This is a genomic window from Microbacterium paulum (genome assembly GCF_015707995.1).
Taxonomy (GTDB): domain Bacteria; phylum Actinomycetota; class Actinomycetes; order Actinomycetales; family Microbacteriaceae; genus Microbacterium; species Microbacterium paulum.
This window is the reverse complement of sequence record NZ_JAAGRY010000098.1, coordinates 1-6,949: the sequence shown is the minus strand read 5'-3', so window position 1 is coordinate 6,949 and position 6,949 is coordinate 1. Positions and strand designations below refer to the sequence as shown.

The 6,949-nt window shown below is 73.8% G+C and carries 6 protein-coding genes; 5 read left to right on the top strand and 1 reads right to left on the bottom strand.

Annotation, left to right across the window (positions count from 1 at the left end):
* On the bottom strand, window positions 1-1,248 hold a 1,248-nt coding region (locus tag G3N18_RS15255), incomplete at its 3' end, for a glutamyl-tRNA reductase (protein ID WP_196385110.1).
* Between the two features lie 70 nt (window positions 1,249-1,318).
* Here G3N18_RS15255 and hemE point away from each other — a divergent pair.
* The 5 genes from hemE to hemC are packed head-to-tail and all read left to right on the top strand — an operon-like array spanning window position 1,319 to window position 6,921.
* Entirely contained in the window at window positions 1,319-2,455 is a 1,137-nt protein-coding gene (hemE, locus tag G3N18_RS15250) for a uroporphyrinogen decarboxylase (RefSeq protein ID WP_268932621.1), read from the top strand.
* Window positions 2,452-4,002 carry a protoporphyrinogen/coproporphyrinogen oxidase gene (locus G3N18_RS15245; RefSeq protein ID WP_338038665.1) on the top strand — a complete coding sequence of 517 codons (1,551 nt, stop codon included), beginning with the start codon at window positions 2,452-2,454 and terminating at the stop codon, window positions 4,000-4,002. The genes hemE and G3N18_RS15245 overlap by 4 nt, the downstream gene beginning before the upstream one ends.
* Complete coding sequence (gene hemQ, locus G3N18_RS15240) at window positions 3,999-4,685, top strand: hydrogen peroxide-dependent heme synthase (RefSeq protein WP_196385108.1); 687 nt, start codon at window positions 3,999-4,001, stop codon at window positions 4,683-4,685. The genes G3N18_RS15245 and hemQ overlap by 4 nt, the downstream gene beginning before the upstream one ends.
* Window positions 4,685-5,926, top strand: coding sequence for a ferrochelatase (locus G3N18_RS15235; RefSeq protein ID WP_196385107.1), 1,242 nt, complete (start codon window positions 4,685-4,687; stop codon window positions 5,924-5,926). Before hemQ ends, G3N18_RS15235 begins: the two co-directional genes overlap by 1 nt.
* On the top strand, window positions 5,923-6,921 hold the full coding sequence (gene hemC / locus G3N18_RS15230) for a hydroxymethylbilane synthase (protein WP_196385106.1): 999 nt from the start codon (window positions 5,923-5,925) through the stop codon (window positions 6,919-6,921). The genes G3N18_RS15235 and hemC overlap by 4 nt, the downstream gene beginning before the upstream one ends.
* Window positions 6,922-6,949: the final 28 nt, after the last annotated feature.

Below are 6,949 nucleotides of genomic sequence, written 5' to 3'. Positions count from 1 at the left end.
GTCGTCGCCCGCCGCGCCGCCCGGGAACACCGCACGCACCGCGTCGCGCCACGCGGCGCCCTCGCCCTGCGCGGCGAGGCCGTGTCCCTGCGCGATGAGGCCGTGCAGCAGCGCGCCCGAGAAGTGTCGGAGTGCCGCCTCGATCTCGGGGTCGCCGCTCCGGGCGCGGGTGCGGGCGATCTCGGCGTCGAGCACTTCGTGCACGTAGCGACGCATGTCGACGACGGCGGGCGAGACCTCGTGCACGCGACGCGCGGCGGCGTGACGCTGGGCGGCGGTGTGCACGATGAGGCGAGCCTCGTTCATGGTGGCGAACTCGTCGATCGGCGCGTGCACGCGGATCGTGTCGAGGTCGAGCAGCTCGACACCCGCGAGGCCGCGCAGGCCCGGGTCGACGTTGCGCGGCATGCCGAGATCGATCACGAGCTGGGCGGCATCGCCCCCGGCGCGTGCGGCGCGGTGGCCTTCCGCGGTCAGCGCGTAGGTGTCGGTCGTGGTCGTGCAGGTGACGATGACGTCGGCTGCGGCGGCCTCGGCGGCGAAGCGCTCGGCGGAGACGACCGTGAGGTGCTCGCGCTGCGCGAACTTCCGCCGCCCCGAGGGGGAGTGCACGCGGATGTCGACGGCTCCGACGGCGCGGAGGGCGGCGAGGGATGCCGCGGCGTAGCGCCCCGTGCCGACGAGGAGCACACGCGCGTCTTGCCACGCGCCAACCCGCGAGCCGGCGAGCTCGACCGCGAGACGCACGAGCGAGCGTCCCGATTCGCCGAGCCGTGTGGAGTTCTTCACGGCGCGCGAGGTCTCGGTGGCGCGCTGGAAGAGGTGTTCGAGGGGGCCGGTGGTGGCCCCTTCGCGGCGCGCCGTCTCGAGCGCGCGGCCGACCTGCCCCGAGATCTCGTCCTCACCGAGGGCGACGGAGTCGAGTCCCGCCGCGACCGAGAAGAGATGCTGGGCGACGCCGTTGCCGTGGGCGAACTCGACCGTGTCGCGCACGTGCCGGTAGGGGAGTGCGGTGAGGCTCGCGAGGCGTTCCATCGCGGCATCCATCGCCGGCAGCGGCGACGCGCCGTGTGCCTCGTCGACGTCGAAGTAGGCCTCGAAGCGGTTGCAAGTCGCGAGGACGACCGCGCCGCGGATCGCCTCGTGGGCATCGCTGAGCTCGGATGCCGCGGCGTCGCCGATGACCGACAGGCGCTCGAGGTCTTCGAGCGGAGTGGTGCGCTGGTGGGCAGACAGACAGACGAGCACGCGAGGCAACCTCTTTCGGATCGTGAGTAGTATAACGATTAACTCCACCCTCGAATCGAAGGCTTCCGTCTTGCCCTCCACGCACCCGCTCGCTCTGCACGACACCGCCTCGTCTCGCCTCGTGCAGGCCCTGCGCGGGCACCGCCCCGAGGTGACGCCGGTCTGGTTCATGCGGCAGGCCGGCCGCTCGCTGCCCGAATACCGGGCGCTCCGCGCGACCGGCGGATCGATGCTCGACGCGTGCCTCGACCCCGCCCTCGCGAGCGAGATCACGATGCAGCCGGTGCGCCGGCACAAGGTGGATGCCGCGGTGTTCTTCAGCGACATCGTGGTGCCGCTCAAGCTCGTGGGCCTCGACGTCGAGATCGTCGCGGGCCGCGGCCCCGTGTTCGCCGAGCCCGTGCGCACGGCCGCGCAGATCGCCGACGTCGTGCGGATCGATCCTGCCCTGGTCACCGAGCGCGGCGCGGAGGTCGCCGAGGCGGTCGCCCGCACCACGGCGATGCTCGCCGAAGAATCGGCCGTGCGCGGTGAGCCGCTGCCGCTGATCGGCTTCGCGGGGGCGCCCTTCACCCTGGCCGCCTACCTCGTCGAGGGCGGACCCTCGAAAGACCACCTCGGCGCCCGCAGCCTCATCCACTCCGATCCCGCCGCGTGGAGCGACCTCACCGCATGGCTCGCCGAGGTGACGGGGCGCTTCCTCGCCCTGCAGGTGCAGGCGGGCGCGAGCGCCGGTCAGCTCTTCGACTCGTGGGCGGGCGCGATCGCCCCCGCCGACTACCGCCGCGCCGTGCTGCCCGCCTCGGCGAAGGCGCTCGAGCCCGTGCGCGCGCTCGATCTTCCCGGCGCGCCCGAGGGAGTGCCGCTCATCCACTTCGGGGTCGGCACGGGCGAGATCCTCGCCGACATGGCATCCATCGGTGTGGATGCGCTCGGCGTCGACTATCGCGTGCCCCTCGATGTGGCCGTCGACCGGCTCGGCGCGCGCGGTTCAGAGGTCACGCTGCAGGGCAACCTCGACCCGGCGCTGCTGTTCGCCCCGGCCGCTGCACGCAAGGCTGCGGTGCACGCGGCGCTCGAGGCGGGACTCGCGGCGCGCGCGCACGTCTTCAACCTCGGCCACGGTGTGCCCATGGACACCGACCCCGACGTGCTGACCGACCTCGTGAGTACGGTGCACGACTGGCGCGCACCGGGAGCAGCGTGAGCGGCACGACCACCGCGCCGCACGCGATCACCGTGCCGCACGTGGCGACGGACGCCGATGTCGTCGTCGTCGGCGGCGGCATGGGCGGCCTCACGGTCGCGCACGACCTGGTTCGCGCGGGCCTGCGCGTGATCGTGTGCGAGGCCTCGGATGCCGTCGGCGGGCTGCTGCGGCGGGGCCGGGTCGGAGGCGTCGACCTCGATCTCGGCGCCGAGTCGTTCGCGACCCGCACCGACGCCGTACCCGCCCTCGTCGCCGATGCGGGGCTCGGCCTGGAGCTCGTTTCTCCGCGGCCGGGCGGTGCGCATCTCGCCGTCGCCGCGCCGGCCGCGGCGCCGGGTGGCGCGGCGCAGATCGTGCGGGCACCCCTGCCGCGGCGGACGGTGCTCGGCATTCCGGCCGACCCGCTCGCCGCTGACGTCGTCGCGCTCATCGGCGCGGATGCCGCGGCGCGCGCGGCGGCCGAGCGAGACCTGCCCCCGCTCGACCTCGACGCCGTCGAGCCGTCGCTGTTCGACCTCGTCGCCGATCGGTCGGGCCGGGTCGTGGCCGAGCGCCTCGTCGACACACTGTGCCGCAGCGTCTATTCGCGCCCCGCGACCGACGTGACGCTCTCGGAGCTGCATCCTGCGCTGTGGGCCGCCGCCCGCGCGGAGGGTTCGCTGATCGCCGGTGCCGACACCATCGCGACCGGCGCCCGCGCCGGTGCTGCCGTCGGAGGCATCGCGGGCGGTATGTGGCGCCTGCCGGTCGCTCTGGCCGAGGCCGCGCAGGCGCACGGCGCGGATATCCGCACGGGGGTCACGGTGCACGGCATCGGCCGTGGGGTCGCCGACGCCGGTGACACGGCGATCACTGTGCTGCAGACCTCGGCCGCCGTCATCACGGCGCGCGCCGTCGTGATCGCCACCGGCCCCGCCGTCGCCGCGCGATTGCTCGGTATCGACACCGGGGCGACCCCCGACACCGAAGCGACGGACGACACCGGCGCGACGGCCCCCGCCCGGGTGCAGGTGATCGCCGCCGCGATCGATCACACCGGTCTCGACGCGTTCCCGGTCGGTTCGGGCGTCATCGTCGACCCGGCCCTGCCCACGCGCGCGAAGGCGCTCACCCACGTCACCGCCAAGTGGGCGTGGGCGCAGGCCGCGGCGCCCGCGGGGCGTCACCTCGTGCGCCTCTCGGCGCGCGGCACCGACCCGACGGGCCTTGAGACCCCGGCCGACATCGCGCGCGAGGTGTCGCAGCTCACGGGCCTCGACATCGCCCCGGCCGACGTCGTCGACATCGTGCCTCAGGAGTGGACGGATGCCGTGGCATCCGCTCGCACCGCGGCGCTCCTCGCCGCCGCGGACCGCTCACCGGTCGACCCCGCCGTGCGCCTCGCCGGCGCGAGCGTCGCCGGCACCGGCCTCGCGTCGGTCGTTCCGCACGCTCGCGCCCTCGCTGCCGCCCTCATCGCCGATCTCGCCGCGGGGCCCGTCGCCGCGGCGCCTGTCGCCACCGCCACCCGCTCCGCATCCCATCCTCAGAGGAGTCACGCATGACCGAATCCGTTCCGCTCGGCTACACGCTGTTCGCCGTGCTGGCGGGCCCCCGTCCGCGCACGGCGCCGGGCGACGCGGCGCTCGCCGAGCTCGAGAGCGTCGTCGGCGGCCTCGCCGCAGACGGGGTGACGCTGCGAGGCTTCTACGACGTCACCGGCATGCGCGCCGAGGCCGACCTGATGGTCTGGCTGCACACGACGCCGGGATCGGTCGACGACCCGGCCCAGCTGCAGCAGGCGCTGCGCGCCCTGCGACGCACGACGGCGCTCTCTGCTTTCGAGAACGTGTGGAGCGCGATGGGCGTGCATCGCGAGGCCGAGTTCAACAAGCGCCACGTGCCCGGATATCTGCGCGGCGAGCACGCGCGCGGCTGGCTGTGCCTCTACCCCTTCGTGCGCAGCTACGAGTGGTACCTGCTGCCCGAAGAGGATCGCTCGGCCATGCTCGCCCAACACGGCCGCCGCGGGGCGAAGTTCACCGAGGTCGTCGCCAACACCGTGTCGACCTTCGCCCTCAGCGACTACGAGTGGCTGCTGCCGCTCGAGGCCGACGACCCGATCCACCTCGTCGACCTCATGCGCGACCTGCGTGCGACCGACGCGCGCCGGCACGTGCGCGAAGAAGTGCCGTTCTACACCGGGCGGCGCGTCGAGATCACCGAGCTTGCGGAGGTGCTGAGCTGATGGCCGCCGAACGACTGGCATCCACGACCGAACCCGAACCGTTCCGGCCGAAGCCCCCGCGCGCGACCCACGCCGCCGTCGCAGACGGATGCCGCGTCGCGGGCGCGACCGCCGCGACCTGCGCCGGCGAGCCCTACGCCACCGAGCCGGTCGCGTACGACGCCGTGCTGCTGCTCGGCTTCGGCGGCCCCGAGGGTCAAGACGACGTGATCCCGTACCTGCGGAACGTGACGGGTGGCCGAGGCATCCCCGACGAACGCCTCGAAGAGGTCGCGCATCACTACCGCCACTTCGGCGGCATCTCGCCGATCAACGAGCACAACCGTGAGCTGAAGGCCGCCCTCGACGCCGAGATCGCCGCGCGCGGGCTCGGCCTGCCGGTCTACTGGGGCAACCGCAACTGGATGCCCTACGTCTCCGACGCGCTGCAGCAGGCCTACGACGACGGGCACCGGCGGTTCCTCTCGATCGCCACGAGCGCGTACTCGTCGTACTCGTCGTGCCGGCAGTACCGCGAAGACCTCGCCGACGCCGTCGAGGCGACCGAGCTGTCGCTCAAGGTGCAGATCGACAAGGTGCGGCCGTTCTTCGACCACCCGGGGTTCGTGGGCCCGTTCGTCGAAGGCGTGCGCGGCGCGTTCGACGATCTGCGTGCGCGGGGCTTCGATCTCGACACCGAGGTCGAAGTGCTCTTCTCGACCCACTCGATTCCGAACGCCGACGCCGACCGCTCGGGCCCGCCTGAGAACCGCCTCGGCCCCGGCGGTGCCTACGTCGCGCAGCACGCCGCCGTCGCCGAGCGCATCATGACGGAGCTCGGGTCGGATGCCCCGTGGCAGGTCGTCTTCCAGAGCCGCTCCGGCCCGCCGCAGGTGCCGTGGCTCGAGCCCGACATCAACGACGCCATGGAAGAACTGCCCGCGCTCGGACGCAAGGCCGTCGTGATCGTGCCGCTCGGGTTCGTCAGCGACCACATGGAGGTGCTGTGGGACCTCGACACCGAGGCGATGGAGACCGCCGAGCGGCTCGACCTGGTCGCGGTGCGCACGCCCACGCCCGGCACGCACCCCGCCTACGTCGCGGGTCTCGTCGACCTGATCGAGGAGCGCCTCGCGGCGACCCCGCCCGCGGAGCGCCCGCACCTCACCGACCTCGGCCCCTGGTACGACGTGTGCCGCACGGGGTGCTGCGAGAACAAGCGCCTCGGTTTCCAGCCGGCGCTCGCGGGGCTCACGGAATGACGCCCGACACGGCGCCGCTCCGGCTCGGCACGCGGGCGAGCCTGCTCGCGCGCACCCAGTCGGGCACGGTGGCCGACGCCCTGCGCGCCGCCACCGGCCGCGAGGTCGAACTCGTGCCGATCACGACCGACGGCGACGTGCTGACCGGGCCGCTGGCGCAGCTCGGCGGCACGGGGGTGTTCGTCGCGGCCCTCCGCGATGCGCTGCTGCGCGGTGACTGCGACCTCGTCGTGCACTCGATGAAAGACCTTCCGACCGGTGCGGTCGAGGGGCTCGAGATCGGCGCGGTGCCGGAGCGTGCCCCGGTCGGCGACGTGTTGTGCAGCCGTGACGGGCTGAACCTCGCCACCCTGCCGCGCGGTGCGGTCGTCGGGAGCGGTTCGCCGCGCCGGGTCGCCCAACTGTTGCGGCGCCGGCCCGACCTCGTCGTGCGCGGCATCCGCGGGAACGTCGACACGCGTCTGCGCAAAGTCGACGAGGGCGAGTACGACGCGATCGTGCTCGCCGAGGCGGGGCTCGTGCGCATCGGTCGCACCGACCGCATCGCCGAGCGTTTCGGCGCCGACGGCTGGCCGCCGTCCGCCGGCCAGGGCGCGCTCGCGGTCGAGGTACGCGCGGGCGACGCGGTCGGCGACGACGTCGCGCGCATCACCGACCCGGATGCCGAGGTGACTGCCCTTCTCGAACGCGCCGTGCTGCGCCGGCTCGAGGCGGGGTGTGCGGCGCCGGTCGGCATCGCCGCGACGCTCGAGACGCGGGACGAGCACGGGGACGATGGCGGGGACGCGGCGGGAGCCGGCAGCCGGGCCGTCGTCCGGCTCGTGGTGGAGGTCTATGCGCTCGACGGCGCGCAGAGCGTCCGCGTGGAGCGCAACGTTCCGAAGATCGAGGCGCAGGGCGCGGCCGGGCGCGAGGATGCCGCCGAACGTGTGGTCGCCGAGCTCCTGGACCGCGGCGCGGGCGAGCTGGCCGACCTCGCGGGGACGGGCCGGTGACGGCGTCGCTGAGCGACGTCGCGGCGTC